This is a genomic window from Marivita sp. (assembly GCF_020055635.1).
Taxonomy (GTDB): domain Bacteria; phylum Pseudomonadota; class Alphaproteobacteria; order Rhodobacterales; family Rhodobacteraceae; genus Marivita.
The window spans coordinates 1-2633 of record NZ_JAIPUT010000177.1 but is presented as its reverse complement, the minus strand read 5'-3'; the positions used below and the strand labels follow the sequence as shown (position 1 = coordinate 2633).

The 2633-nt window shown below is 60.3% G+C and carries 4 protein-coding genes; 1 reads left to right on the top strand and 3 read right to left on the bottom strand.

The features are described 5' to 3' along the window. Both tnpB and LCF60_RS24335 read right to left on the bottom strand, forming a co-directional pair. The coding region (gene tnpB / locus LCF60_RS24340; RefSeq protein WP_292295106.1) for an IS66 family insertion sequence element accessory protein TnpB at positions 1-206 on the bottom strand (206 nt) is incomplete at its 3' end. After that, positions 203-607, bottom strand: coding sequence for a transposase (locus tag LCF60_RS24335; protein ID WP_292295105.1), 405 nt, complete (start codon positions 605-607; stop codon positions 203-205). The genes tnpB and LCF60_RS24335, both read right to left, overlap by 4 nt. A gap of 184 nt (positions 608-791) precedes the next feature. Here LCF60_RS24335 and LCF60_RS24330 point away from each other — a divergent pair, with 184 nt between their 5' ends. Next, a complete protein-coding gene (locus LCF60_RS24330; RefSeq protein WP_292295104.1) occupies positions 792-1832 on the top strand; it encodes an IS110 family transposase in 1041 nt (346 codons plus the stop codon). A gap of 220 nt (positions 1833-2052) precedes the next feature. On the opposite strand, the gene LCF60_RS24325 is transcribed toward LCF60_RS24330, so the two are convergent. After that, positions 2053-2633: IS630 family transposase (locus LCF60_RS24325; RefSeq protein WP_292295103.1), on the bottom strand; the 581-nt coding region annotated here is incomplete at its 5' end.

Below are 2633 nucleotides of genomic sequence, written 5' to 3'. Positions count from 1 at the left end.
TTGTAGGCCATAACCAAACCGGTCCCGTCCCAGAACAGGATCTTCAGCCGGTCCGCCCGCTTGGCGCGAAACACGAAGACCGTGCCTGTGAAAGGGTCTTCCAGCAGCACCGATTGAACCAGCGACGCCAGCCCGTCGTGGCCCTTGCGGAAATCGACCGATTGGGTCGCCACCAGGATGCGCACCTTGTGCGAGGGCATCATCATGCCGGAGATCCCACAGCCCGGACAATCTCCGCGATCCTCGCCGCCGACGTGCCCGCATCCAAGCGGATCATGACCGTGCCAACCACGATCTCGATCAAAGGTGCGCCACCGGTGCCAGCCGATGAGGGGGCTGAAGGCTCCTCATCGCATAGCACCAGAGGCGCAAATCCGGAGGGCGCTGCCGCCGCTGGCAGGATCAGCTTGCCATCCTTCGCAAGACGTCGCCATTCTGAAATCCGGTTGGCGCGAAGCCCATACCTGCCAGCAACCCCGCAAACCGTCGCCCCGGGCTCAAGTGTCTCCGCCACAATGCACGCCTTGAGATCGTCAGGCCACCGCCGCCGGCCTGTGGCGGAGTCGTCCTCTCCGCCTGACCGGAAAAACTCCAATGTAGCATCCATGGAGAAACTCCTTCCCTGTTCCAGAACAGCGAAGGCTTCACAGAACTCATGGCGCAGAGAAAGGTGGGGGCCAGACACCGTTTACCTATAAATTGACATGGTGTGATTGCGGCGGTCGCTCTCCAGTGGCGAACGAGGTCCGGTATGTTGGCCTCATGGATATAAGCCGTGAGGAGAACGACCTATGGAACATTATGCTGGCTTGGATGTGTCACTGAAAGAAATTTCGATCTGCGTTGTCGATGATGATGGCAAGACCATCGCGCGCGGGACTTGTCCTGCGGACCCGGAAGGCGTGGCAGGTTGGTTTCGCACCCGATCGCTCACGCCACACCGGATCGTGCATGAGAGCGGGATGCTTTCTATCTGGCTGCAGCGCGGGATGACGAAGCTTGGCCTGCCCACCACATGCATTGATGCCCGCAAAGCGCACAAGAGCCTGTCGGCGCGGCTCAATAAATCGGATGCTGCCGATGCCGAAGGCTTGGCGCAGCTCGCACGCACCAACTGGTTTACTCCGGTCCATATCCGTAGCGAAGAAGCTGATCGGCTCCGCAGCCTGATTGGCGCGCGCGAGCGTCTGATCCGTTTGCGCAAGGACTTGGAGGGACACATCCGGGGCGTCCTGAAAACCTTCGGCATCCGCATGACCGGGGTTGGTCAGGGTCGACAGAGACAGGCGTTCCGCGATCAACTCGCAGCAGCTGGAGAGACTGATCCGATCCTCCGCACGATCGCTGATGGCTTCATCGCGGCCCATTCGACTCTGTGCCAGGCGGCTGATGATCTCGACAAAGCCGTGAAGAAAAAAGCCAAGGCCCACCCCGTCGCGCGCCGTTTGATGACCATTCCGGGCGTCGGGCCAGTGAATGCGCTCAGCTTCATTGCCCTGGTCGATAATCCAGACCGGTTCAGCCGGGTGACTGATGTCGGCGCGTTCCTCGGGCTCACACCAAAGCGGCATCAGTCTGGCCAAATGGACTGGTCGGGACGGGTGTCGAAGTGCGGAGACGGGACGATGCGCGGACTGCTGTTCGAGGCAGCGTCCTGCTTGATCCGCCAGGTGAAGCGTTTCTCGCCACTGAAGAGCTGGGCTGTAAGACTGGCCGGACGACGCGGGTTCCGAAAGGCTGCAGTCGCAACAGCGCGCAAGATCGCAGTCCTGATGCTGACGATCTGGAAATCTGGCGCGGACTATTACTGGACAAAGGAGGCCACTGCCTGATCTGAATTTCCGCCGCTGAGAAGGCGGGAAGCGAAGTCCCGACGGGACGGAGGTAGATCGATCTCGTAAAAACGGTTGGGGCGCAGGCTCGCTTGCTCACCCCGCAAATGACATTGGAGACGATCCACCACCGAACACCATCATGAGGCGCAATGCGCGACCTCGGAGAGAACCATGACCCCGAACGGACAGATCGCCATCCCGCTTGACAAAGCCGCAATCAGAGAACCGTTCTTGCATATTCTCGGTTACTGATTGAACGGACACGCTGGGGATCGTTTGCAAAGAAGTTCCATGCTTCGCAGCATCGTGTGACGATGTCGTCGTAGGTATCGAACACGGAAATGGCGAGGCGGTTTGCTCGAAGATAGGCCCAGATGTTCTCGACCGGGTTCAACTCTGGCGCGTAGGGCGGTAGCATCACGATGGAGATGTTTTCGGGGATGCAGAGCGCGTTTGCACCATGCCAGCCGGCACCATCCATCACCAGGATGGCGTGAGCGCCCGATGCAACGGTCTTCGAGATCTCGGACAGATGGGCGTTCATGGCTTCGGTATTGGCGAAGGGCATGACAAGTGCAGCGGTCGCCCCACGGCCCGGGCAAACGGCCCCGAAGATATAGGCCGATTTGTAACGAGTGTCGCGGGGCGCACGGGGGCGCGTGCCGCGCTCTGCCCAGGTCCGGGTGAGCGTGCCTTGCTGGCCGACCCTGGCTTCATCTTGAAACCAGACCTCCAATGGCTTGCCTTGCGCCGCTTCCGGCAGGGCGGCCTTTACCGTGGCGGCGAAGTTTTTTTGAA

Excerpts from the sequence above, each read along its gene's own strand:
- LCF60_RS24335 (WP_292295105.1), bottom strand. The coding sequence starts at position 607 with ATGGATGCTACATTGGAGTTTTTCCGGTCAGGCGGAGAGGACGACTCC.
- LCF60_RS24330 (WP_292295104.1), top strand. The coding sequence starts at position 792 with ATGGAACATTATGCTGGCTTGGATGTGTCACTGAAAGAAATTTCGATC.